Annotated in this window: 24 protein-coding genes; 15 read left to right on the top strand and 9 right to left on the bottom strand. The window is 62.3% G+C overall.

What is annotated here, in order from left to right; all coding sequences use genetic code 11:
• Positions 1 to 118: 118 nt before the first annotated feature.
• The 6 genes from gltX to folC all read right to left on the bottom strand — a co-directional run bounded on the left by gltX (position 119) and on the right by folC (position 7,295).
• Positions 119 to 1,519: a glutamate--tRNA ligase gene (gltX, locus tag ACCQ08_RS17895; RefSeq protein ID WP_312524796.1), complete on the bottom strand. Its 1,401-nt coding sequence runs from the start codon at positions 1,517 to 1,519 to the stop codon at positions 119 to 121.
• The gene (locus ACCQ08_RS17900) at positions 1,516 to 2,730 is read right to left on the bottom strand and encodes an O-succinylhomoserine sulfhydrylase (protein WP_312408822.1); all 1,215 of its coding nucleotides are present in this window, start codon (positions 2,728 to 2,730) and stop codon (positions 1,516 to 1,518) included. Before ACCQ08_RS17900 ends, gltX begins: the two co-directional genes overlap by 4 nt.
• A 30-nt stretch (positions 2,731 to 2,760) precedes the next feature.
• Positions 2,761 to 4,272, bottom strand: a complete 1,512-nt coding sequence (gene purF / locus ACCQ08_RS17905) for an amidophosphoribosyltransferase (RefSeq protein WP_239811680.1) — start codon at positions 4,270 to 4,272, stop codon at positions 2,761 to 2,763.
• A 19-nt stretch (positions 4,273 to 4,291) separates the two neighbouring features.
• On the bottom strand, positions 4,292 to 4,831 hold the full coding sequence (locus ACCQ08_RS17910; protein WP_239811679.1) for a CvpA family protein: 540 nt from the start codon (positions 4,829 to 4,831) through the stop codon (positions 4,292 to 4,294).
• A gap of 127 nt (positions 4,832 to 4,958) precedes the next feature.
• The gene (locus ACCQ08_RS17915) at positions 4,959 to 5,915 is read right to left on the bottom strand and encodes an SPOR domain-containing protein (RefSeq protein WP_373450563.1); all 957 of its coding nucleotides are present in this window, start codon (positions 5,913 to 5,915) and stop codon (positions 4,959 to 4,961) included.
• Between the two features lie 60 nt (positions 5,916 to 5,975).
• Positions 5,976 to 7,295: a bifunctional tetrahydrofolate synthase/dihydrofolate synthase gene (gene folC / locus ACCQ08_RS17920; protein WP_369458636.1), complete on the bottom strand. Its 1,320-nt coding sequence runs from the start codon at positions 7,293 to 7,295 to the stop codon at positions 5,976 to 5,978.
• A gap of 46 nt (positions 7,296 to 7,341) precedes the next feature.
• Between folC and ACCQ08_RS17925 the strand changes: the two genes are divergently transcribed.
• From ACCQ08_RS17925 to argG, 4 genes are all read left to right on the top strand, one after another.
• Positions 7,342 to 7,704: an ArsC family reductase gene (locus ACCQ08_RS17925; RefSeq protein ID WP_373450564.1), complete on the top strand. Its 363-nt coding sequence runs from the start codon at positions 7,342 to 7,344 to the stop codon at positions 7,702 to 7,704.
• A gap of 209 nt (positions 7,705 to 7,913) precedes the next feature.
• A complete protein-coding gene (locus tag ACCQ08_RS17930; protein ID WP_312462685.1) occupies positions 7,914 to 8,702 on the top strand; it encodes a glycine zipper 2TM domain-containing protein in 789 nt (262 codons plus the stop codon).
• A gap of 189 nt (positions 8,703 to 8,891) precedes the next feature.
• Positions 8,892 to 9,209 carry a pyrimidine/purine nucleoside phosphorylase gene (locus ACCQ08_RS17935; RefSeq protein WP_230776163.1) on the top strand — a complete coding sequence of 106 codons (318 nt, stop codon included), beginning with the start codon at positions 8,892 to 8,894 and terminating at the stop codon, positions 9,207 to 9,209.
• Between the two features lie 130 nt (positions 9,210 to 9,339).
• Positions 9,340 to 10,677, top strand: coding sequence for an argininosuccinate synthase (argG, locus tag ACCQ08_RS17940; RefSeq protein WP_239811673.1), 1,338 nt, complete (start codon positions 9,340 to 9,342; stop codon positions 10,675 to 10,677).
• Between the two features lie 99 nt (positions 10,678 to 10,776).
• Here the strand turns inward: argG and ACCQ08_RS17945 are convergent, their stop codons facing one another.
• Complete coding sequence (locus ACCQ08_RS17945) at positions 10,777 to 11,154, bottom strand: cupin domain-containing protein (RefSeq protein WP_373450565.1); 378 nt, start codon at positions 11,152 to 11,154, stop codon at positions 10,777 to 10,779.
• A 173-nt stretch (positions 11,155 to 11,327) separates the two neighbouring features.
• Positions 11,328 to 12,659: an isocitrate lyase gene (aceA, locus tag ACCQ08_RS17950; protein ID WP_116924135.1), complete on the bottom strand. Its 1,332-nt coding sequence runs from the start codon at positions 12,657 to 12,659 to the stop codon at positions 11,328 to 11,330.
• A 407-nt stretch (positions 12,660 to 13,066) separates the two neighbouring features.
• On the opposite strand from aceA, the gene ACCQ08_RS17955 reads away from it, so the two are divergent.
• From ACCQ08_RS17955 to hemP, 8 genes are all read left to right on the top strand, one after another.
• Positions 13,067 to 14,023, top strand: a complete 957-nt coding sequence (locus ACCQ08_RS17955; protein WP_373450566.1) for a DMT family transporter — start codon at positions 13,067 to 13,069, stop codon at positions 14,021 to 14,023.
• Between the two features lie 249 nt (positions 14,024 to 14,272).
• On the top strand, positions 14,273 to 14,560 hold the full coding sequence (locus ACCQ08_RS17960) for an SWIB/MDM2 domain-containing protein (protein ID WP_133855525.1): 288 nt from the start codon (positions 14,273 to 14,275) through the stop codon (positions 14,558 to 14,560).
• A gap of 504 nt (positions 14,561 to 15,064) precedes the next feature.
• Positions 15,065 to 15,337, top strand: coding sequence for a bacterioferritin-associated ferredoxin (locus ACCQ08_RS17965; protein ID WP_239811670.1), 273 nt, complete (start codon positions 15,065 to 15,067; stop codon positions 15,335 to 15,337).
• 102 nt (positions 15,338 to 15,439) lie between these two features.
• Positions 15,440 to 16,168 (top strand): energy transducer TonB, encoded by a 729-nt coding sequence (locus ACCQ08_RS17970; RefSeq protein WP_239811669.1) that lies wholly within the window; start codon positions 15,440 to 15,442, stop codon positions 16,166 to 16,168.
• Between the two features lie 23 nt (positions 16,169 to 16,191).
• Positions 16,192 to 16,917, top strand: coding sequence for a MotA/TolQ/ExbB proton channel family protein (locus tag ACCQ08_RS17975; RefSeq protein ID WP_239811668.1), 726 nt, complete (start codon positions 16,192 to 16,194; stop codon positions 16,915 to 16,917).
• Positions 16,918 to 16,919: 2 nt separating this feature from the next.
• On the top strand, positions 16,920 to 17,333 hold the full coding sequence (locus tag ACCQ08_RS17980) for a biopolymer transporter ExbD (protein ID WP_239811667.1): 414 nt from the start codon (positions 16,920 to 16,922) through the stop codon (positions 17,331 to 17,333).
• A 244-nt stretch (positions 17,334 to 17,577) separates the two neighbouring features.
• On the top strand, positions 17,578 to 18,618 hold the full coding sequence (locus tag ACCQ08_RS17985; RefSeq protein ID WP_312409387.1) for a tripartite tricarboxylate transporter substrate binding protein: 1,041 nt from the start codon (positions 17,578 to 17,580) through the stop codon (positions 18,616 to 18,618).
• 167 nt (positions 18,619 to 18,785) lie between these two features.
• Entirely contained in the window at positions 18,786 to 18,986 is a 201-nt protein-coding gene (gene hemP / locus ACCQ08_RS17990; RefSeq protein WP_239811665.1) for a hemin uptake protein HemP, read from the top strand.
• Positions 18,987 to 19,116: 130 nt separating this feature from the next.
• On the opposite strand, the gene ACCQ08_RS17995 is transcribed toward hemP, so the two are convergent.
• Positions 19,117 to 19,578 carry an Lrp/AsnC family transcriptional regulator gene (locus tag ACCQ08_RS17995; protein ID WP_043341700.1) on the bottom strand — a complete coding sequence of 154 codons (462 nt, stop codon included), beginning with the start codon at positions 19,576 to 19,578 and terminating at the stop codon, positions 19,117 to 19,119.
• 383 nt (positions 19,579 to 19,961) lie between these two features.
• Here ACCQ08_RS17995 and ACCQ08_RS18000 point away from each other — a divergent pair, with 383 nt between their 5' ends.
• The 3 genes from ACCQ08_RS18000 to ACCQ08_RS18010 all read left to right on the top strand — a co-directional run bounded on the left by ACCQ08_RS18000 (position 19,962) and on the right by ACCQ08_RS18010 (position 23,179).
• Positions 19,962 to 21,086, top strand: a complete 1,125-nt coding sequence (locus ACCQ08_RS18000; RefSeq protein WP_239811664.1) for a sterol desaturase family protein — start codon at positions 19,962 to 19,964, stop codon at positions 21,084 to 21,086.
• Positions 21,087 to 21,134: 48 nt separating this feature from the next.
• Positions 21,135 to 21,890 (top strand): NDP-sugar synthase, encoded by a 756-nt coding sequence (locus tag ACCQ08_RS18005; protein ID WP_373450567.1) that lies wholly within the window; start codon positions 21,135 to 21,137, stop codon positions 21,888 to 21,890.
• 311 nt (positions 21,891 to 22,201) lie between these two features.
• A complete protein-coding gene (locus tag ACCQ08_RS18010; protein ID WP_369458644.1) occupies positions 22,202 to 23,179 on the top strand; it encodes a TRAP transporter substrate-binding protein in 978 nt (325 codons plus the stop codon).
• The last annotated feature ends 142 nt before the right edge of the window (positions 23,180 to 23,321 follow it).

A 23,321-nucleotide genomic window follows, 5' to 3' on the forward strand; every position in this document is an offset into this window, starting at 1 on the left:
AACCGATGACCTCTTGCATGCCATGCAAGCGCTCTCCCAGCTGAGCTATACCCCCGTATCGGCAAGTTTTACAATTACTTGTTGCTGCTCACCGAAGACTCGAATTATAGGGCGTATTTCAGCGCTTTTGCAGTCTTTCGATAATTTTTTCACGACCGAGTAATGCAAGCACTGCGTCCACCGACGGCGTATGGGCGGTACCCACCGCCAAAACACGCACCGGCATCGCCAGTTGGGGCATCTTCATGCCGTGTGTCTTGAGCACTTGCTTGAAGCCGGCGCTGATCGCTTCCTTGCTCCAATCACCTGCTTGCAGCACCTGCAGCAGCTCGTCGATCACCGGAATGATCTCGGGCGTTACATGGGCAGCCAGGTCTTCCGCACTGGGCTGCACGTCCTTGTAGAACACTTGGGCCCATTGCGCCAGGTCTACCAGGGTGTCGCAGCGGTCTTTGAACAATGCACAGATGCGTGGCAGGCGGCCATCACCGACGGTGATGCTGTCCAGGCCCAGGTTCTTCAGGAACGGGGTCAGCATGGCTGCCAGTTCGTCATCGGGCGTCAGCTTCATGTGCTGGGCATTGACCCAGCGCAGCTTGGCCTCGTCGAACTGGCCCGCGCTGCGGCCCAGGTGGTCGAGGTTGAACCATTCCAGGAACTGCTGGCGCGAGAAGATTTCGTCATCGCCGTGGCTCCAGCCCAGGCGTGCCAGGTAGTTCACCATGGCATCGGCCAGGTAGCCTTCGTCGCGGTACTGGGTGACGGCCTTGGCGCCATTGCGCTTGCTCATCTTCTCGCCTTGCTCATTGAGCACGGTGGGCAGGTGGGCAAACACCGGCACATCGGCGCCCAGCGCTTCGAAGATGTGGATCTGGCGGGGCGTGTTGTTGACATGGTCGTCACCCCGGATCACGTGGGTGATGGCCATGTCCATGTCATCGACGCAGACGCAGAAGTTATAGGTCGGCGTGCCATCGGGACGGGCGATGACCAGGTCATCCAGCTCCGAGTTCTGGAACTCGATGCGGCCCTTGCACTTGTCTTCCCAGGCGACCACGCCAGTCAGCGGCGTCTTGAAGCGCAGCACGGGCTTGACGCCTTCGGGTACCGGCGGCAGCACCTTGCCCTCTTCGGGGCGCCAGGTGCCGTCATAGCGGGGCTTTTCCTTGTTGGCCATCTGCTTTTCACGCAGCGCGTCCAGCTCTTCCATGCTCATGTAGCAAGGGTAGACGGCGCCCTTCTCTTGCAGGGTGGCCAGCACTTCCTTGTAGCGGTCCATGCGCTGCATCTGGTAGAACGGGCCCTCGTTGGGGTCCAGCTGCAGCCAGGCCATGCCTTCCAGAATCACATCGACGGAGGCCTGGTTGGAACGCTCCAGGTCGGTGTCTTCGATGCGCAGGATGAAATCACCCTGGTTGGCGCGTGCGAAGGCCCAGGGGTAGAGGGCCGAGCGGATGTTGCCCAGATGGATAAAGCCTGTCGGCGATGGGGCAAAACGGGTACGTACTTTGGTGCTCATGTCAGGGTATCCAGGCCGCGCAACAGGTCGGCTTTCAAATCATCCAGGTGTTCCAGGCCAACGGAAATGCGGATCAGGCCCTGGCCCACGCCTGCGGACTGGCGCTGCTCTTCAGTGAGGCGGCCATGCGAGGTGCTGGCCGGATGGGTGATCGTGGTCTTCACATCACCCAGGTTGGCCGTGATCGAGCACAGCAAGGTGCTGTCGATCACATGGAAGGCTTGGGCGCGCAGCTGCTCCGCACCCTCACCCACCACATCAAAGGCCAGTACCGCCCCGCCCATGCCGTTTTGCTGGCGCATCGCCAGCGCATGCTGCGGGTGGCTTTCCAAGCCAGGGTAGTACACCCGGGCGACCTTGGGATGCGACTCCAGCCAGCGTGCCAGCTCCAGCGCTGCGGCGCTTTCCGCCCTCACCCGCAGGGCCAGGGTCTCCAGCCCCTTCATCACCACCCAGGCGTTGAACGGAGAAAGGTTCAGTCCCCCGCTGCGCAGGAAGGTGCCCATGACCTTGTCGACCAGCGCGACAGTGCCGCAGACGGCGCCTGCCATCACGCGGCCCTGGCCATCGAGGAACTTGGTGCCCGAATGCACCACCAGATCAGCGCCCAGCTTGGCCGGTTGCTGCAGCACGGGCGTGGCAAAGCTGTTGTCCACCGCGAGCAATGCGCCATGCGCATGGGCGATCTCGGCCAGCGCGGCGATGTCGCACAGGTCGGTCAGCGGGTTGGTCGGCGTCTCGGCAAACAGCATGCGCGTATTGGGCCGGATCGCCGCCTTCCAGGCCTGCACATCGGTTTGCGGCACAAAGCTGGTCTCCACGCCAAAGCGGGCCATCTCGGTACCCAGCAGCTTGATCGTCGATCCGAACATGGACTGCGAGCAGATCACATGGTCGCCCGTCTTCAGCACGGTCAGGGCCACCAGCAAGATGGCGGACATGCCGGTCGAGGTGGCGATCGCACACTCGGTACCTTCCATCGCCGCCAGGCGGCGCTCAAAGCTGGTCACCGTCGGGTTGCCGGTGCGGGTGTAGGTGTAGCCTTCTTCGAGCGCGGCAAAGCGGCGCGCGGCCGTCTCGGCATTGGGTTGCACAAAGCTGCTGGCCAGGTACAGGGCTTCACTGTGTTCGCCCCACTGGCTGCGCTCGATCGCCTCACGGACCGCCAAGGTATCGGGGTGCAGGCCTGGCGGCAATTTCTTTTCAGTCATTCTTCTTCCCTAGCAGTGCGCAGACCGCCATCAAGCCGCATCGGTCACATCGGCATTGCGCAGCGACAGACGCGAGGTATCGAGATCGTCCTCTTCGGTGGTGACACGGCCTTCATTGACCTGCGAGATGCCTTCAGGCGTGATGCCGGTCACATAGATGCCATCGAAACACGAAGCCTCGAAGCCATGCACGCCGGTATTGAGCTTGCCCACGGCGTTCTTCATGCCATCGACGTCCTGGTAGATCAGCGCATCGCAGCCGATGTACTGGCGGATCTCTTCGAGGCTGCGGTCATGGGCCACCAGCTCCTTGGCGGTAGGCATGTCGATGCCGTAGACGTTCGGGAAACGCACCGGTGGCGCAGCGCTGGCCAGATAGACCTTGTTGGCACCGGCGTCGCGCGCCATCTGCACGATTTCCTTGGAGGTCGTACCACGCACGATGGAGTCATCGACCAGCAGCACATTGCGCCCCTGGAACTCGCTGCCGATGGCATTGAGCTTCTGGCGCACCGATTTCTTGCGCGCACCCTGGCCCGGCATGATGAAGGTACGGCCCACATAGCGGTTCTTGACGAAGCCTTCGCGGTAGGGCTTGCCCAGCAGCTGGGCCAGCTGCATGGCGCTGGGGCGGCTCGATTCAGGGATCGGGATCACCGCATCGATTTCGTTGGGCGGCACCATCGAGATCACGCGCTTGGCCAGCGTCTCACCCAGGTTCAGACGTGCCTGGTAGACCGACATGCCATCGAGCACCGAATCCGGGCGGGCCAGGTAGACAAACTCGAAGATGCAGGGGTGCAGGCTGGGGTTTTCGGCGCACTGCTCAAAAGTCAGCGAGCCATCGTCGCCGATGAACACGGCTTCGCCCGGCGCAATATCACGGTCGAGCTGCTGCATCGTGCCTTCCAGCGCCACCGATTCGCTGGCCACCATGACCGTGCCATCGGCGCCACGGCCAATGCACAGCGGGCGGATGCCATTCGGATCGCGGAAAGCCACCACGCCGTGACCGGCAATCAGTGCGATCACGGCATAGGAGCCCTGCACACGCTTGTGCACCGCACGGATGGCGTTGAACACATCCTGCTTTTGCAGCGGGATGCCATGCGTGGCGCGCTCGAGCTCATGGGCGAACACGTTGAGCAACACTTCCGAATCGCTCTCGGTATTGGTGTGGCGGTGGTCGGTGGAGAACAGCTCCTTGCGCAGCTGCACGGCATTGGTCAGATTGCCGTTGTGCACCAGCACGATGCCAAACGGTGCATTGACGTAGAAAGGCTGGGCTTCCTCTTCGCTGTAGGCATTGCCTGCGGTGGGGTAGCGCACCTGGCCCAGGCCGACATTGCCCGGCAATGCCCGCATATTGCGGGTACGGAACACATCCTTGACCATGCCTTTGGCCTTGTGCATGAAGAACTTGCGCCCCTGCTGGGTTGCAATGCCTGCTGCATCCTGTCCACGGTGTTGCAGCAGCAACAGCGCGTCATAGATCAATTGATTGACCGGCGTGCTACTGACGACTCCGACGATTCCACACATATTGAGCGTTCCAAAAACGTTAACGCGGCTCAGCCGCGATGCGTGCACCAGCCTCGGTGAGCTGGTCCACCAGTGAAGACCAATGTCTTCCCATTTCCTGCGGCATCCATGGCCGCAACACTGACACTGCCGACACCAGATGCGGTGCGAAGACTGAAGTGTTCCAGATTTGCGATTCCCGCATCGATGTCAGCATGAAAACCAGAGCGATCAACACAAGTAGTAACACCCCACGCAAGGCACCGAAAAGCGCGCCCAGCGTGCGGTCAAAGGGCCGCAAACCCACTATCTGAACCAGCTTGCCGATGATGCGGATCACCAGACCCAAGCTGAAGATGGCGGCAACAAAGACGATCACAAGGCCTGCAGCTATGCGCACGCCCTCGTCCATCTCCTGCATCGGCAACCACATGCCGACCTGTGCGCCCCACAGCCGTGCGGCAAAAAATGCCAGCACCCAGCTGATCAGCGACAGCACCTCGAACACCAGACCGCGCAACGCACCGATCAGCACCGATCCCACCAGAATCAAGACAAACACCCAGTCCAGTGCCGACATGTCAATGCTCCGTCCAAAAGGACCCGGGCGCGGCGGCCAAGGCCGGCACCCGGCAAAGGGTGCTGGGCGATGGCCAGGCGCGGTAGAAAAGTGTCACAACGGAACGCAGAGGCCAGCAGCGCCAGCCTTACAGCGGCAGCAGCGCAGCTGGCAGGCCCTGGGCACGCACCTTGGCTGCGGCACTGTCGGCCTCTTCCTTGCTGTTGAAAGGACCCACGCGCACACGGATGCGGGTGCCCGATGCCGTCTTCACCGACTGGGTAAACGCGGGCACGCCGGCCATCTGCAGCTTGGCACGCACCTCGGCAGCCTTGCTCTCTTCGGCAAACGCGCCCACCTGGATCGCGTAGCGGCTGGTGGCTGCTGCCGGCTTGGCTGCGGGCGCAGCCGCTGGTGCTGCTGCAGGCGCGCTGGCGGTTCGGCCCTCCATCATCGCACGCACCCGGTCGGCCTCGTCATCGCGCTTGGGCTTGGCGGGTTCTGCCGGCTTGGGCTTGGGCTCTTCCTTGGGCTTGGCCTCAGGTTTGGGCTCGGGCTTGGGAGCCGGCTTGGGCTCTGGCTTGGGTTCTGGTTTGGCTGCAGGCTCTGGCTTCGCTGCTGGCTCGGGTTTGGCAGCCGCCGCAGGCTTGTCAGCGGGCTTGCTGGCAGCAGCGGTGGCAGCTGCTGCTGCCGCAGCGGCAGTAGCGCCCGCTGCTGCCGGAGCCGTGGCGGCCTGGCTGGCCGCATTGCTTCTCGCACCAACGATTTCCTCGCCCGCATCCAGGCCATTGTCATTGCCCGAATGGCTGCCATGCGGCGCTGCAGCGTTCGACGCGGGCGGCACAGCCAGCGCAGCGACACGCTCGCGGTCCGGAATCTCAATCGAGGCATTGACCGGCACAGGGCGTGGCTGCGTGTCAAACAGCATCGGAAAACCGATGATGGCCGCCAGCACCAGCACCGTGGCACCGATCAGGCGATGGCGCGCGCGGCGCCGCATGGCCTCCACGCTTTCGGCAGGATTGCTGCGCGGCGCACGAATGACGCGCGGGCTCTCCGCTTCCTGTTGCTTTTTACCGGGCCATCGAAGATTGAAAATTGCCATGGACGATTGGAGGTCGAGCTTGAAAAATGCGGCTGCGGAGCGCCCCACCTGGGGCCGCCATCAGTTCAGGTGCTTGGCATCGAGCCGTGGCACCCCATCCTTCAACACCCCGCCTACCGTGTAGAACGAGCCGAAAACGACGATTCTATCAGCGGGCCCCGCCGCTTCGACAGCCGCCTGGAATGCGGCCATCGGGTCAGGGTAACAAGCTGTAGCCACTTCGCGGCGCTGGTCCGACAGCAGGTGCACCGCATTCCATTTGGACTGCAGATCCACCGCCTTCTCGGCGCGGTCGGTGGGCAGGTCGCAGAAATACCAGCGGTCCACCAGGGGGCCAACCTTGCGCAGCATCGGCGTCAGGTCCTTGTCATGCATCGCGCCAAAGACGGCATGGGTGGTGGGGAAGTAGCCCATCGCATCGAGGTTGGCGGTCAGCGCAGCGATCGCATGCGGATTGTGCGCCACATCCAGCACCAGGGCCGGCTGGCCGGGCACGATCTGGAAGCGGCCTGGCAGCTCGACCATCGCCAGGCCATTGCGCACGGCCTGTGCGGTGACCGGCAGCACCTGGCGCAGCGCCTCATAGGCGGCCAACACGCCGGAGGCATTGACCAGCTGGTTGGCCCCGCGCAGCGCCGGGTAGGCCATGCCTGCATAGCGGCGGCCCCGCCCTGCCCAGCTCCACTGCTGCTTGTCGCCTTCATAGTTGAAATCGCGGCCAAAGCGCCACAGGTCTGCGCCAATGCTTTGCGCATAGTCGATCACGCTTTGCGGCGGCACCGGGTCGCTGACGATGGCCGGTTTGCCCGGGCGCATGATGCCGGCTTTTTCGCGGCCAATCGATTCGCGGTCAGGGCCCAGCAGGTCCATATGGTCCAGATCGATGCTGGTGATGATCGCGCAGTCCGTGTCGATCATATTGGTGGCGTCGAGCCGGCCGCCCAGGCCGACCTCCAGAATCGCCACATCCAGCCTGGCCTGGCTCAGCAGGCGCAGGATCGCCAAGGTGGTGAACTCGAAATAGCTCAGCGAGATCTCGGGCGCCTGCAGGCGGACCGCTTCGACCGCCTCGAAATGCGGCAGCAGATCGGCCGCGGAGACAATCTCGCCATGCACACGGCAGCGCTCTTCGAAATGCACCAGGTGCGGCGAGGTGAACACGCCAGGGCGGTAGCCGGCCTCCAGCGCCACCGCTTCCAGCATGGCGCAGGTCGACCCCTTGCCGTTGGTGCCCGCCACCGTGATCACCGGGCAGGCAAAGCGCAGCGCCAGGCGCTCGGCCACCGCCTTGACGCGGGTCAGCCCCATGTCAATGGTTTTAGGATGAATCTGCTCGCAGTGGCTCAGCCACTGGTCCAAGGTATCGAAACGGGTTTGCATGGGACCAGATTGTCGCGTAATTGCGGCTGTGTCATCATTGTTGCCCATGAGTAACCACACCATCGCCGTCTACGGCATTCCCAACTGCAGCACCGTCAAAAAAGCCCGCACCTGGCTCGATGCGCACGGCGTTGCTTACCAGTTCCACGATTTCAAGAAAGCCGGCGTACCGGCCAGCCATTTGCCCGACTGGATCGCGAAGGCCAGCTGGGAAAAATTGGTCAACCGCCAAGGCACCACCTGGCGCAAGCTGGAACCTGCGGTGCAGCAGACCGTGGCAGATGCCGAAAGCGCCAGTGCGCTGATGATTGCCAATCCCAGCGTCATCAAGCGCCCCGTGGTGGAATGGGGCGATGGCTCCGTCACCGTGGGCTTTGATGAGGCGGTCTGGAGCAGCAAGATCGCGTAGCGGATGCAGATGGGGACTGTGGCCGCGTTGACGGGCGCTTTACGCTGCGACATGGCGCAGATACACAGCAGGGGCAGCATCTGCGCATGCTGAACTAAATGCCTGCGGCGCAGTCTTAGATATTTGTGCATGTGGTGTAAAGCGTGTCGCCGAGTCCTGGCACTCGCGCGTTGAGCACCCAGCTACTTATTGCTTTTTTGGAGGCATTCATGCCACATCTGCTCTCGGCCCGCCTGCTTGTGCTGGCTGCCCTGTCCACCATGGCGGCAGCCAGCCCGTCGGTCTGGGCCCAAAATTACGCGCCTTCGCCTGATCCCTTCTTGCCCCAGCAAGCGCCTGGCGCTCAGCCACCGCTGCCTGCGGGCGAGCAGCCTTATGGCCGCGTGCTGTCGGTCACGCCAGCCTACCGCCAGGTCAATACGCCGCAAACCGTCTGCAATGACCAGCAGGTGTATGCGGGCCAACGCACCTCCGGCGTTGGCGCCATCACCGGCGCCGTCGTTGGCGGCCTGCTGGGCAATGGCATTGGCCATGGCTTTGGCCGCGCTGCGGCCACCGGCGCGGGCGTGATCGCCGGCTCGGCCATTGGCAACCAGCTCGAAGGCGGCACCCCCAGCTACCAAACGGTACGTCAATGCGCCAACCAGTACACCACGCAAAACCAGCCCGATGGCTACAACGTGGAGTATGAATACGCAGGCCGCCGCTACAGCACCCGCACGGACACGGCGCCTGGCGAATGGCTGCCGCTGAGCGTGCAGCCGGCCGCAGCAGCCTACGACAACCCGCCGCCCCAGGACTATGGCTATGCGGCACCGGAGCGCGGCGTCGTCGTCAGCAGCCAGCCGGTCTACCAGCAGCCGGTGTATGTGGCGCCGCCTCCTGTCTATGTGGCACCGGCGCCTGTCTACTACGCGCCACCCCCCGTCCTGCTGCAGCCCTCGGTGCAGATTGGCGTGGGCGGCTACTGGGGCGGCCATCGCGGCCACTGGCGCTGAGCGGGCGCGCTGCAGCGCAGCTGCCACCCGGCCCCCCGGCCCGAACTCACCACCCACTACCAGCAGCAGTGCAGACGCCCTGCTGCTTTTTTATGCCTGCCATGCCGCTCAACTGCCCCACCATGTTCCAGAGACGGGCAAAGGCCTCGCCTACAATGGCGGTTTTCCTCCTTTTACCTGTTGTCCTCCATGATCACTGAGAGCATTGACGGCGTACGCCTCACCACCAAGGCCAATGTTTATTTTGATGGCAAGTGCGTCAGCCACAGCTACCAGCTGGCCGATGGCACCAAGCAATCGGTCGGTGTGGTGCTTGCAGCCACCTTGACCTTTGGCACGGCCGCCGCCGAGATCATGGAGTGTGTGGCCGGCGCCTGCGAGTACAAGCTCGACGGCAGCGACGCATGGCAAAAATCCGGCCCTGGCGAGAAGTTCAGCGTTCCGGCCAACAGCAAGTTCGACATCCGCGTGGCCGAGGCCTACCACTACATCTGCCACTACGCCTGATTTTTGGGGGCCGGCGCCGTGCTACCGAGCGCATGCCTCCCACTGCACGGCGCTGGCCGGGCTGACCGCTGAACCAGCCCATACCCGGACAGCACCGCAGCAGCGCCTGTTTTTAGAGAAAAGCCACACCATGGAAACCATCCTGCAACATGTTCCCGTCGGCCAGAAGGTCGGCATCGCCTTTTCCGGCGGCCTCGACACCAGCGCAGCGCTGCGCTGGATGAAGAACAAGGGCGCCCTGCCCTATGCCTACACGGCCAACCTGGGCCAGCCCGATGAGTCCGATTACGACGAAATCCCGCGCAAGGCCATGGAATACGGTGCCGAGAAGGCCCGCCTGATCGACTGCCGCAGTCAGCTGGCCAACGAAGGTATCGCCGCCATCCAGGCCGGCGCCTTCCACATCTCCACCGGTGGCATCACCTACTTCAATACTACGCCGCTGGGCCGTGCCGTGACCGGCACCATGCTGGTGGCCGCGATGAAGGAAGACGACGTCAACATCTGGGGCGATGGCTCGACCTTCAAGGGCAATGACATCGAGCGTTTCTACCGCTACGGCCTGCTCACCAACCCCGCGCTGAAGATCTACAAGCCCTGGCTGGACCAGACCTTCATCGACGAGCTGGGCGGTCGCGCCGAGATGTCGGCCTTCATGACCAAGGAAGGTTTTGGCTACAAGATGAGCGCGGAGAAGGCCTACTCGACCGACTCCAACATGCTGGGCGCCACCCATGAAGCCAAGGACCTGGAGTTCTTGAACAGCGGCATCCGCATCGTCAACCCCATCATGGGCGTGGCGTTCTGGAAGCCCGAAGTCGAAGTCAAGGCCGAGGAAGTCTCCGTCACCTTCGAAGAAGGCCGCCCTGTGGCCCTGAACGGCCAGCGCATCGAAGACCCTGTGGCTTTCTTCCTGGAAGCCAACCGCATCGGCGGCCGCCACGGCCTGGGCATGAGCGACCAGATCGAGAACCGCATCATCGAAGCCAAGAGCCGCGGCATCTACGAAGCCCCCGGCATGGCACTGCTGCACATCGCCTATGAGCGCCTGGTGACCGGCATCCACAACGAAGACACCATCGAGCAATACCGCATCAACGGTCTGCGCCTGGGCCGTCTGCTGTACCAGGGCCGCTGGTTCGATCCACAGGCCATCATGCTGCGCGAAACCGCCCAGCGCTGGGTAGCCCGCGCCATCACCGGCACGGTGACCCTGGAGCTGCGCCGTGGCAATGACTACTCGCTGCTGAACACCGAATCCGCCAACCTGACCTACAAGCCCGAGCGCCTGTCGATGGAAAAGGTCGAGGATGCGCCATTCAGCCCTGCCGACCGCATTGGCCAGCTGACCATGCGCAATCTGGACCTGATGGACACCCGCGACAAGCTGGCCATCTACACCCAGACCGGCCTGCTGACCGCCAGCGGCAGCCACGCGCTGCCGCAGCTGGGCAACGACAAGAAGTAATTCCCCCGGCGGAGTACTTCCCATCAGCAAAACCGCTGTGCGCCTGCCAAGGCCACAGCGGTTTTTTTATCGTCTGAATGCGCGGGGGAAGAACGGCGCTCAGGCCTCGGCCACCAGGTAGACCTTCTTCACAAAGTGATCCACCTCCCAGTGGCCGGTCCAGCCCTCGGGCATGATGAAATGGTCGCCCACGCCAAAGCGGTGCACGGTGCCATCTGGGTCGACCAGGCGGCAGTCGCCTTCGACAATGAAGCAAAACTCGATATAGCCCTGCACATTGGAGCTGAAGTGGCCGGCGCTGGACTGCCAGGTGCCCGAGCTCACCCTGCCGCCCAGGCCCTCAAATACGTTCATCGTCTGGTATTCGGTAGTGCCGCTGATCGGGCGGCTGGGCTTGCCGATGACGGGATTGACCAGGGTCTTGGCGGGCCAATGGATGATGGAGATCTTGGAGTCGGCAGAGGTGGGGTGGGACATGGCGGAAATCGGGGAGCTGGGCAAATGCGCAGGCAGGCATTATCTGGCAGCGCGGCGGCGCAGCGCCTTGCGCCTGATGAAAAGCCCAGGAAAAGGCGGCTCCGTTGGAGCCGCCTCGTTGCATCTGCTGCGCCTGCAGGCCGTTGCGCCTGCAGAGGCCGCCAGGTCGAAGCTCAGTGGAACTGCTCTTCTTCGGTCGAGCCGGTCAGCGCCTTGACGCTGGACGAGCCGCCCTGGATCACCGTGGTCACATCGTCGAAGTAGCCTGCGCCCACTTCCTGCTGGTGCGACACAAAGGTGTAGCCTTGCTCACGGGCAGCGAATTCGGGCTCCTGGATCATCTCCACATAGTGCTTCATGCCTTCGCCACGGGCATAGGCATGGGCAAACTTGAAGGTGTTGTACCAGTTGCTGTGGATGCCGGCCAAGGTGATGAACTGGTACTTGTAGCCCAGCGCTGCCAGCTCGTCCTGGAACTTGGCAATCGTTGCATCGTCAAGGTTCTTCTTCCAGTTGAAGGACGGCGAGCAGTTGTAGCTCAGCAGCTTGCCGGGGCTTGCGGCATGCACCGCCTGGGCGAACTCACGGGCAAAGCCCAGGTCCGGCGTGCCGGTCTCGCACCACACCAGATCGGCATAGGGGGCATAGGCCACGCCACGGCTAATCGCCTGCTCCAGACCGTTCTTGACGCGGTAGAAGCCTTCCTGCGTGCGCTCGCCCACCAGGAAGGGCTTGTCATTGGCATCGTGGTCGCTGGTGATCAGGTTGGCCGCTTCGGCGTCGGTGCGGGCCAGCACGATGGTGGGCACGCCCATCACGTCAGCTGCAAAACGCGCGGCAATCAGCTTCTCGCAGGCTTCATGGGTGGGCACCAGCACCTTGCCGCCCATGTGTCCGCACTTCTTGACGGCTGCGAGCTGGTCCTCGAAGTGCACGCCGGCGGCGCCCGAGGCAATCATGTTCTTCATCAGCTCGAAGGCATTGAGCACGCCGCCAAAGCCCGCTTCTGCATCGGCCACGATCGGCAGGAAGTAGTCGATGAATTCCTTGTCGCCGGGATTCACACCCTTGGCCCACTGGATTTCGTCAGCGCGCTTGAAGGTGTTGTTGATGCGTCGCACCATGGTCGGCACCGAGTCGTAGGCGTAGAGCGATTGGTCGGGATACATGGTCTCGGACGTGTTGCCGTCGGCAGCCACCTGCCAGCCCGACAGGTAGACCGCTTCCAGACCCGCCTTGGCCTGCTGCATGGCCTGGCCGGCGGTGATCGCGCCGAAGGCATTCACATAGCCCTTCTTGGCCCCCCCATTGATCTTGTCCCACAGCACCTGGGCACCGCGCTGGGCCAGGGTGTACTCCGGCTGCACGCTGCCACGCAGACGCACCACATCAGCGGCCGAGTAACCGCGCTTGACGCCCTTCCAGCGGGGGTTTTGCGCCCAATCCAGTTCAAGGGCGGCAATTTGCTGTTCGCGGCTGAGTTGCTGGTTCAGTTTCTGGGACATGGGAAGCTCCTGTGGTCAAGTTGGATGAACTAACGGATCGAAAACCGGTGGACAGATACCGTCTGTCCATGGCTTTAACTGTACGCCCGTGCCAGCGAATTTTTTTGTCTTATGTCTTATATAAGACTAATTTTTTATTATTTAAAATCAACAATATTTCTTACACATTCCGCATTAAGAAAAGACATTTCTCATATTGAGAAATATTGATGCACTGCAATAATCGCATATTTCACAATATGAGAATTCATTTTCACAGAGAGCATGGCCACCGCGTCGGCCCGCTCTGCGCCAACCAGGGGCCAATTGCGGCATGATGCAGCAGGCCCATTGTGCAAAGCGGATGTGACAGCTTTCTTGCGCAGGGGGCCGAGTGACCGGCTCACCGTTTCATCGCCTTGCTCCCCATGCGCATCCATAGCAAACCCCTCGCTTTTTTCTATCTGGCACTCAGCATGTCGCTGGTGGGTGCCTATGTGGCGTTGTCCAAACCCCTGGCAGCCACCTTTCCTGTCTTGCTGCTGGCCTGGCTGCGTTTTGGCATCGGCGGGGTGGCTATGCTCGGGTGGATCAGGCGGCCAGCAGCAGAGCCGCCGTTGCCCGCGCGAGCCAAAGGCCTGCTGTTTCTGGAGTCCTTTTTTGGCAACTTTCTCTTCACGCTGTGCATGATCACGGGGGTGTCGTTGACCAGCGCCGTCACCGCCAGCGTGACGATGGCCACGATCCCCGCAGCCATTGCGCTGCTGAGTTGGCTGGTGCTCAAGGAGCGCATCAGCCTGCGGGTGATGATCGCGATCAGCCTGGCGGTGCTGGGCATTGTGCTGCTGGCTTTTGCCAAACCGGAGGCCAGCGCGCACCCCGGCGCGGCGGCATCGGCAGATCCCGTCAGGCATGGGCTGGGCCAGTTGCTGCTCGTGGGCGCGGTGCTGTGCGAAGCGATCTATGCCGTCATCGGTAAAAAACTGACCAGCAGCCTGAGTCCCAAGCGGATTGCGGCACTGATCAACCTGTGGGGCTTTGTGCTCACCCTGCCTTTCGGGCTGTACCTGGCCTGGCATTTCGACTTTGCGCAGGTACCGGTGGCCACCTGGCTGCTGCTGGTGGGCTACGCGCTGGCGGCCTGCATGGTCACCGTCTGGTTGTGGATGACGGGCCTTCAGGTGGTCCCCGCATCGCAAAGCGCCGTGTTCACCGTGATGCTGCCGCTGTCTACCGCGCTGGTGGGCGTGGTCTTCCTGGGCGAAACCCTCAACGGCCTGCAGATGCTGGCCTTTGCGATTGCCGTCTCCAGTCTGGCCCTGGCGACCTTGCCCCTGCCCCAGCGTGGCAGAGGGCAGACAGTTTTGCAACGCGACGCGGATTGACACCGCTCCGCGAGGCAGTACCATGCGTCGAGGGGCGCAAGCTCCAAACTGACAAGAATCAACGCGCTACGCTGCTTGCTGATAGCTTTGATCCATCAACAAAGGTTAGCAAAGCTAAAACAAGCAACATTTCGAGGCAAAAAAATGCGCCTCTCCCTTGGAAAGCCGATTTTTTGCCGTTAGCATGGCTGTAACCAGCGGAGCACAGCTCTGGCTGGCATAGAGATATTGACACAAGGAAACCAAAACATGGCAACCGCATCCAAGACCGCAGCGCCTGCAAAGAAGCGCACCCCGAACGCAGCTTTCATGAAGCCTCTGACCCCTAGCGCCGAACTGGGCGCTGTGGTGGGCACCGCTCCGCTGCCACGCACCGAGATCATCAGCAAGCTGTGGGTCTACATCAAGGCCCACAACCTGCAAGACGCTGCCAACAAGCGCATGATCAACGCCGATGACAAGCTCAAGAAAGTGTTCGGCAAGCCCCAGGTGTCGATGTTCGAGATGGCGGGTCTGATCGGCAAGCACGTCAAGTAAGCCAGCCCGGTATTTTGCAGCGCCGCTCCTGGCGCCGCACGAAGAACCAGCATCTCCCATGCTGGTTTTTTTACGTCTGTCCGCAGGCATCGCACAGGAGTCCATCGCAGCGTCCCTGACGCTCAGGTATCGGCCCCAGCGGCACTGGCCCGCCAGCGCAGACCACGGCGCGGCAAACACCGCCCCCGCCCATCGCATTCGCGGCTCCGTCACGCGTCTGGAGTTCACCATCTGGCGGCGCCATGCCCCAAGACCCAGGTTACCGAACGGCGCTGCTGCCGATTTGTCACCAGACCTTTCTGAATGAACAGTTTTCACCCGGCCCTCAGAACATTGATCTATAACAATAAATTCGTTCAATGGGGCAAAAAACCATAGGCTATCAGCAGGCTGCCGCACACAGCACCCCTATTGCGGTCAGGAGATTATTGCGAATGCGACAAATTCTTATTTATAATTCCCTTCAATTATTCACTAGCCAGCCACCACGCTGTTCATCTGACCATGATCGTTTGTGTATGCCGCAGAGTCTCGGACAAAGAGATCGCTCGCCACGCGCATGCGGGGATGTCTTTCGATGAGATCCAGTTCGAACTGGGTGTTGGACTGCAATGCGGCTGCTGCGAAGGTTGTGCCCGCGATGTGGTCGAACAGTGCAGCGCGTCGCGTCCGGTTGCAGCCCTGCGCAATGAAGCTGCAGTGCACCCGGTCCAGCTTGCCACCCCCATCCTGGAAAGCAAAGCATGGAACTCTTCGCCGCTGTCTTCGGTAGCCTGATTCTGGTTGCCGCCTCTCTCTGGTGGGTCTTTCGGAAATAAGCCACCAACGCATTGATATGCCGTGCTGCGGCTCCAGGCTGCAGCATTTTTTATTGCCCTTATGCTTTCACCAGACCCTTACAGCCCCGCCAACAAACTGGGGCGCAATATCGTGGTTACGGGTTCGGTGCTGGCAGCGCACGTCGCAGGTCTTTGGGCCTTGCAGGCGGGCCTGCTCAAGAGTGCGGCCATCGAGATGCCCAAGCCCGAGCCGGTCATGGTGCAGCTGATTGCGCCCGAGCCCATGCCCGTGGTTGCGCCGCCGCCTCCTCCGACACCCAAGCCGCCGCCCCCGGCGCCGGCACCACCGCCAAAACCCACGCCCAAGCCCGTGCCCAAACCTGCACCCAAGCCACAGGCGATCAAGGATCCGACGCCTGCGCCCAATGCAGTGACCGGCACGACGGAGGCCCAGCCACCGGCACCGCCCATTGAGGCGCCGCCGCCCGCTCCGCCCTCGCCTCCCCCGGCTCCGCCCGCACCGCCAGCGCCCCCACCTCCACCGGTGATACAGCTGCCGTCGAGCAACGCCGCCTACCTGAACAATCCCGCCCCGCAGTACCCGGCCATCAGCCGCCGCATGGGCGAGACGGGGACAACGATCGTTCGCGCCTACATTGATGAAGAAGGCAAGCCCCAGGAGCTGCAGCTCAAGCAGTCCAGCGGGTATGACCGCCTTGACCAGGCCGCGCTCGATACGGTGCGCAAATGGCGCTTCAAGGCAGGCACCTCCAACGGAACTCCCCGGCCCATGTGGGTCAACGTGCCCATCAAGTGGGAACTCAATTAAATCGTACGGAAATAGGATCAGTTATGGACTCGCAATTCGGCATCGCCCACGTCTGGGCTCAGGGAGATTTCGTGACCAAGACGGTCGCAGTCATTCTGGTGGCCATGTCTCTCGCCTCCTGGATCGTGATCGTCATCAAGGCGCTCGATATCATGCGTTTCAAGAAGTACGCCCGCAATGCCCAGGATTTCTGGCACAGCGCAGACTTCGCCGCCGGCCTGAGCAAGCTTGGCGAGCAAGGTGACAACCCGTTCCGCCAGCTGGCTATTGAAGGCCGCGAAGCCACCGCCCACCACCGCAAAACTGCCGAGCACCTGCATGACTCGCTGGATGTCAGCGACTGGATCACACGCTGCCTGCGCAATGGCATCGATGAGTTCACGGCCCGCGCCCAGTCGGGTCTGGCCGTGCTCGCATCGGTGGGCTCCACCGCTCCCTTCATCGGTCTGTTCGGCACCGTCTGGGGCATCTACCATGCACTGGTCGCCATCGGCATGTCGGGCCAGTCTTCGATCGACAAGGTCGCCGGCCCCATCGGCGAGGCACTGATCATGACCGCACTGGGCCTGGCCGTTGCGATTCCCGCCGTGCTGGGTTACAACGCGCTGGTGCGTGGCAACAAGTCGGTGCTCAACCGCCTCAACAGTTTCGCCCATGACCTGCATGCCTTCTTCGTCACCGGCACGCGCCTGAACGTCGATGCCAGCAAGCCCGGTGCCGTCGTCACGCCGCTGAAGAAAGGTGCCTGATCATGGCTTTTGGAACGCAAGACGATGCCGATGAGGTCATGAATGAGATCAACATGACGCCGCTGGTCGACGTCATGCTGGTGCTGCTCATCATCTTCATCATCACCGTGCCGGTGATGAAGCACTCGGTCAACATCGACCTGCCGCGCGCCGTCAACACGCCCGAAGATGCCAAGCCGGACACCATCCAGCTGGCCATCCTGCCCGACGGCAGCTACAACTGGAATGGCAAGGCCGTGACCGACGCCGAGCTGGAAGCCAACATGCAGACCGAGGCCAGCAAGGAGCCCCAGCCGGAACTGCACATCCGCGGCGCGCGCGATGTGAAGTACGAGAAGGTGGCCCAGGCCATGGCTGCGGCCCAGCGCAGCAACCTCAAGAAGATCGGTTTCATCACCGACCAGGTGGGCGAATAAACAGCGCCCTTCCTCTCCCCCCAAGGGCTCCGGCAGGAGCCCTTTTTGCTGCCCGAACGCCGGCCCGGCGCCGCTCCCGGTTTACCCGCAGTGACACCTCAGCGACGCGACAACGCTGCCGGCCCTGCCTAAACTGGACCGCAGGACAAGCGCCGTGGCGACCTGTACTGGCCGAAGCAGCGGCGGGCAAACCGACCATCACCAGCGCCTCCCCCAACTATCCATAGTGAGGAGACACCGATTGATGCAGACGTCCCGCAACCCGACATTTCCCGCCTCTTTGCGCCGGCGCCACATGCTGCGCCTGGCCGTCGCCAGCGCCGCTGCCAGCGGACTGCCGCTGGCCTCCGTCGCCCATGCGGCCAGCGACAAGGCGGCCTTCCCGACCAAGGCCCTGCGCGTGGTCGTTCCCTTTGCGCCGGGGGGTGCCACCGATGTGCTGGCGCGCAGCGTCAGCGACCGGCTCGGCCAGCAGCTGGGACAGCCGGCCATCGTGGACAACCGCCCAGGCGCGGCGGGTTTGCTCGCCTGCGATGCGGTCGCCAAGGCAGCGGCCGATGGCCATACGCTCACACTGGGCACGACCAGCACCATGCTGTCGAACCAGTTCATGTTCAAAAAGCTCTCCTATGATCCGCAAAAGGACCTGGTGCCCGTCATGCGCATCTGCTGGGCACCCATTGTGCTGGTGACCAATGCCCAGATTCCGGTGCGCAATCTGCAGGAGCTGATGGCCTATATCAGCGCCAACAAAGGCAAGCTCTCGTATGGCAGTTATGGCATTGGCTCGCAGGGCCATCTGGTGCTGGCCAGTTTGAGCAACCTGACCCAGGCCGACATGAGCCACATCGCCTACAAGGGCGAGGCGCCGATGGTGCAGGACCTCGTCGGTGGCCAGTTGATGATGGGTATTGGCAGCATCCTCTCACTCAAGCAGCATATCGACAGCGGCAAGCTGCGCGCGATCAGCTTTACCGGGCCCAACCGCGTGCCCGCGCTGCCCGACGTGCCCACCTTCGCCGAGCAGGGCCACCGGGAAGATGCATTCACGATCTCTGGCTGGCTCGGCATAGCGGCCACTGGTGGCACTCCGGCCCCTGTCGTCGAGCAGCTGGGTGCCGAGGTACGCAAGGCGCTGCTGACCCGCGAGGTGAATGCCCGGGTGTTGGTGGCGGGCTTTGTGCCCTTCACCGACGACAGCCCCGCACGCTTTCAGGCCGATTGGAAGCGGGAGCTGCCGATCTGGAAAAAGCTGCTCGCCGATGCCGGCGTACAGCCCACCTGAGCCCCGCTGCGGCTCCGGCTCCGCACACACCAGGGCGCGCAACCACGGCACAGTGCTTCTGTGCCGTGGTTTTTTGCCTTTTACCACGGCAAATTTCAAATTAACACTGGACTTCACGAATACGAATCGTTATCATTTGCTTCAGTTTTATCCCTGTGAGCACCGCCATGCAAACCATCGCCCGACCCGCCACCCCGCTCGCCGCCGCCAGCAAGAGTGCCAGTGCGTCCCAAGGCCATGCCACGCCATCGGCCGCGCTGGAAAGCAGTACGCTGCTGCAAGGCGCCAAAGCGGTGTCCATCGTTCACAACGGCGCCATCTACCGTCTGCAGACCACCAAGCTCGGCAAGCTGATCCTGACGAAATAGGCCCCAGGCTCTGGCAGCCGCTTGCCGCGCTGCCCGCTTGCGCGCCAGCGCAAGGCTCCGCGCCCGGCAAAAAGCCAACTTCTTGAAGTTGGCTTTTTTATGCCTGTGGGGATGGGGCGCCGGGGGCTTGCTACACACCCAGCGGCAAATCCGCATGCTTGAGGGTGCGCAGCACAAAGCTCGACTGGCTGTGGCGTATGCCTTTGATCTTGTAGAGCTTCTCGCGCAGCAGGCGCTCATAGTCGCGGGTGTCCTTGACGACAACGCGCAGCAGGTAATCGTACTCGCCAGAGACCAGATGCGCCTCCACCACCTCCGGGATAGTGGCCAGCAACTCCCCAAATTTCTCCAGCGTGTTGTCACTGTGGCTGTCGAGCGTGACCATCACCAGCACCGTATCGCCCAGCCCCAGCGCCTGCGGCGACAGCCGCACCGAATAGCCCTGGATGACCCCGGCCTCTTCCATCTTCTTGATGCGGCCCCAGCACGGTGACGCGCTCAGTCCCACCGCCTGGCCAATCTCCTGCAGGCTGGCGCGGCTGTTGTGTTGCAGCTGGCGCAGAATTTTGCGGTCTAGCGTGTCAAGAAGCATGATTTTCTGCCAGAGTGTTAAATATGGAATATTTTTCTATATTAATGGGTTAATAACAGAAAAACAAAATATTTATTGCAATGCAAACCCGCATACTTTCTGCATCGAAACACTTTTACCGAAGCCTCTTTCTGGCAGAGCCTGCTTACCGGCAGCCCCTCTCTCCATCAGCCCCCAGGCGGTTACCGCTGCCATGGGGGCTGTTGCATTGCGCCGCCGGCTCGCCCTTTATGTAACAAAACTATTGCATTTGTGCCTCCGCTCCTATGCATGCCCTGGACCTGCGCCATGGCATAGTGGCGCCCTGGAACAACGACAACAGACCGCCCGCCATGCGTTGAAGAGTTGGGAAATCAGCGCGTGCCAATGGTCAATAAGCAGCTATGTTTAAGCGACTCAACGAACTGTCTGAAAGCCATGGCGCCCTGCGTGCTGGTAAGGGCATGGTGGCCGGCGTCATTGCACTGATCCTGGCCGCCCTGTGCTTTTTGGGCGTGCTGGCTTTTCATTTTCCGCAGTACCTGACCACGCCCGAGCTGCGCCGCAGCTACAACGTCGATGTCATGCGCCAGCTGCTGTTTTGGAGCATGGTGATCGCAGGCGGCCTGTCCGTGGCCCTGATGGTGCTCGGCCGGGTGCGCTGGCTGGCGGCATCCGCCTTTGGCCTGGTGCTGCTGTCGGCGCTGCTCGGTGGCCACAAGGTGCCGGTCGGCAGCTTCGCCACCGATACGCCCTATATCGGTCTGGATTGGTTCATCCTCGATCTGCTGGGCAGCGCGCTGATTTTCATCTTTATCGAGAAGCTGTTTGCGTTGCGCAAGGACCAGCCCGTCTTCCGCCCCGAATGGCAAACCGATTTCCACCACTTTCTGGTCAACCACATGGTGGTGGGCTTTGTGCTGCTGGCCACCAACCTGATGGTGCACCAGTTCTTTGGCTGGGCGGCCAATGACGGCATCCGGGGCTGGGTGGCCAACCTGAACTTCTGGGTCGCGCTGTTCCTGATCATCCTGGTGGCCGATCTGGTGCAGTACTGGACGCACCGCGCCTACCATGAAGTGCCGTTGCTGTGGCGCATCCACGCGGTGCACCACAGCGTCAAGAGCATGGACTGGCTGGCCGGCTCGCGCCAGCACATTCTGGAGCTGCTGATCACCCGAACCCTGGTGCTCGCTCCGATCTACGTGCTGGGATTCAGCAAGGAAGTGATCGATGCCTACATCATCATCGTCGGCTTCCAGGCGGTCTTCAACCACGCCAACGTCAGCGTGCGCCTGGGTCCGCTGCGCTATGTCATCGTTACACCCAACTTCCACCACTGGCACCACAGCCAGGATGCCGAGGCGCTCGACAAGAACTACGCCGCGCATTTTGCATTTCTGGACTACCTGTTTGGCACCGCCGTCAAAAGCGACAAGCTCTGGCCCACCAACTATGGTGTGCTCGGTGACTATGTGCCCAATGGCTTTTTCAAGCAGCTGAAGTTTCCCTTCACCTGGAAAGGCTGAGCGCCGCTTGTGCCGCCGGGATGCCCTGCTCTATCGCTTTGATCAACCATGTCACTTCCTTCTGATTTTCGCGCCCAGGCGATGGTGCTGGCCGCTGGCCGTGGCGAGCGCATGCGGCCCCTGACGGACCACACCCCCAAGCCACTGCTTCCCGTGCAAGGCAAGCCGCTGATGCAGCACAGCATGGAGCAACTGGCCCGCGCCGGCGTCCAGCGCCTGCTCATCAATACCGGCTGGCTGGGCCAGCAGGTAGCCGACGCCTGGCCGGCTGCGCCTGCGCTGGCCCAGTTGGGCGGCGAGCAGTTGCAGATTGTCTATTCCCGCGAGGACCTGGATTTCGGCGGCGGCATCGAGACCAGCGGCGCCATCAGCCGCGCACTGCCGGCGCTCGACGATGCGTTCTGGCTGGTCTCGGGCGATGTCTTCATTCCCGGCTTTCCCTTTGATGAGGCCTTGCGCCAGCGCTTTGCCGACAGCGGCGACCTGGCCCATCTGTGGCTGGTGCCCAATGCACCCCACCACCCCCGGGGAGACTTTGTACTGACGGCCGAAGGCCGGGCCGAGAACCCGGCTGCGGACGACCCGCGCCCGCGCCTGACCTACTGCTCGGTCGCGCTGCTCAAAAGGGACTTGTTCCACGCGCCCTACTGCGATATTCCAGCTGGCAACCCGCAGGGCACGAAGATGCCGCTGGTGCAGCAACTGCGTGCGGCGATGCAGGCGGGCCACTGCAGCGCCAGCCGCTATGACGGCCACTGGGTCGATGTAGGCACGGTGGAGCGCCTGCAAATGCTCAACCCCTGAGCCGCAGGAGCAGCACCAGGGCCCAGGCCGGCCCTGACGCCACGCCCTGGCAGAGAGGCGGGGATTGCAGCCAGCCCCACTACTCTGTCGACACGGTGACAGAGGCGGCGACATTGGCGAATGATCTTACTCGCCAACATGATTTATTTATCAATCACTTAGATATAAATCCACCAAGAAGGGCAAGGCCTGAACGTCCGACATCATAAAAACCCCAATACCGAATCACCCCGGCTTGCCCACAATGCAAGGCGCAAGCGGGCATCCGCAGGCGCCTATAAAACCATTCGGCACAGCCGGGGAGACAAGTCATGCAGATGAAAAAATTGGCCTGGGGTATGGGGTTGGCAATGGGCCTGGTGGCCGCAGGCCCCGTGTTGGCGCAGACGACGATGCGCATCAGCATCTCCGTGGCCCAGAACTCGCACCAGGGCGTGGCCATTGACACCTTTGCCAAAGAGGTTGAGCAGCGCACCGGCGGCCGCTACAAGATCCAGACTTTCTACAACGGCGCGCTGGGCGGCGAGCGCGAATCGATCGAAGCAGTGCAATTGGGCACGCAGGAGCTGGCCTTCAGCTCCAGCGGCCCGGTGCCCAATTTTGTGCCCGAGACCAAGATCCTCGATGTGCCCTTTCTGTTCCGCGACAAGGCGCATGCGCGTGCGGTGCTCGATGGGCCCATCGGCAACGAACTGCTGGCCAAGTTCGACAGCAAGGGCTTCAAGGCACTGGCCTGGGCGGAGAACGGCTTCCGCCATATGACGAACTCCAAGCGCGCGATCAACAGCCCCGACGACACCAAGGGCCTGAAGATGCGCACGATGGAGAACCCGGTGCACATCCAGGCCTACAAGGCGCTGGGCATCATCACCACGCCGATGGCCTTCCCCGAGGTGTTCACCGCACTGCAGCAGGGCACGGTCGATGGCCAGGAGAACCCACTGCCCGTCATCACCTCAGCCAAGTTTGACCAGGTGCAAAAACACCTGAGCCTGACCGGTCACGTGTACTCGCCCTGCATTCTGGTGATGAACAAGGCCGCCTACGACAAGCTCAGCGCCGACGACAAGACCGCCTTTGTGCAAGCCGCCCAGGCCGCCACCAAGGCCAACCGCGCCCGTGTGGACCTGGATGACACCAATGGCGTGGCCGAGCTGCGCGCCAAGGGCATGCAGGTGGTGGAGAACGTCGACAAGGCCAAGTTTGTAGCGACCTTGACGAAGACCAATGCCGACTTCGAGAAGCAGTTCGGCAAGGCCAACCTCGACCGCATCCGCAACTTCCAATAAGTGCTGCACCCGGAAAGCTGCCTGCAGCTTTCCATCGCAGCCTCCCCTCGCCTCCCGCCTCACTGCTGACGCCCACCCGGCGCCAGCAGTTGCTGTGTCAACCCGCGCAAGGACGGTGGCGCCAGGCGGCATTGCATGCGCC

Source organism: Comamonas sp. SY3, assembly GCF_041730275.1.
Lineage (GTDB): Bacteria > Pseudomonadota > Gammaproteobacteria > Burkholderiales > Burkholderiaceae_C > Comamonas > Comamonas sediminis.